The organism is Microcystis sp. 0824 (assembly GCF_003112475.1).
Lineage (GTDB): Bacteria > Cyanobacteriota > Cyanobacteriia > Cyanobacteriales > Microcystaceae > Microcystis > Microcystis aeruginosa_C.
Map to the genome: position 1 here is coordinate 1 of NZ_BDSM01000060.1, position 698 is coordinate 698.

The 698-nt window shown below is 56.4% G+C and carries 1 protein-coding gene; it reads right to left on the minus strand.

All coding sequences use genetic code 11. The annotated features are described in order from the left end of the window. Nucleotides 1-695 (minus strand): photosystem II D2 protein (photosystem q(a) protein) (locus N0824_RS19085; RefSeq protein WP_108937903.1); only part of this gene is annotated, 695 nt, incomplete at its 3' end. Between the last annotated feature and the right edge of the window lie 3 nt (nt 696-698).

The window sequence follows — 698 nt, forward strand, 5'->3', positions numbered from 1 at the left end:
CGGAAAGTGTTGGAACCTTCACCGTCTTCAAACAGGGTATTTTCTACGGTCGCTCCGTGAATAGCACAGAGAAGCGCACCACCGAGGATCCCGGCTACACCCATCATGTGGAAGGGGTTCAGGGTCCAGTTGTGGAAGCCTTGGAAGAAAAGAATGAAACGGAAGATACCAGCCACGCCGAAGCTAGGGGCAAAGAACCAGCTAGACTGACCGAGGGGGTACATCAGGAAGACACTGACGAACACCGCAATCGGGCCAGAGAAGGCGAGGGCGTTGTAGGGACGAATGCCGACTAAACGGGCGATTTCAAACTGACGTAGCATGAAGCCAATCAGGCCGAAAGCACCGTGCAGGGCGACAAAGGGCCATAAACCGCCGATTTGACACCAACGGGTGAAGTTACCTTGGGCTTCCGGGCCCCAGAGAAAGAGGATGGAGTGGCCGAAGGCATCGGCGGGGGTGGAGACGGCTACAGTCAGGAAGTTGCCGCCTTCCAGGTAGGAACTGGCTAACCCGTGGGTGTACCAGGAGGTGACGAAGGTGGTGCCGGTTAACCATCCACCTAGGGCCATGAAGGCGCAGGGGAAGAGTAGTAAACCAGACCAACCGATGAAGACGAAACGGTCTCTTTTGAGCCAGTCATCGAGAGCATCAAACAGCCCTCTTTCTGGGGCGCGTCCGACAGCAATGGTCATGGG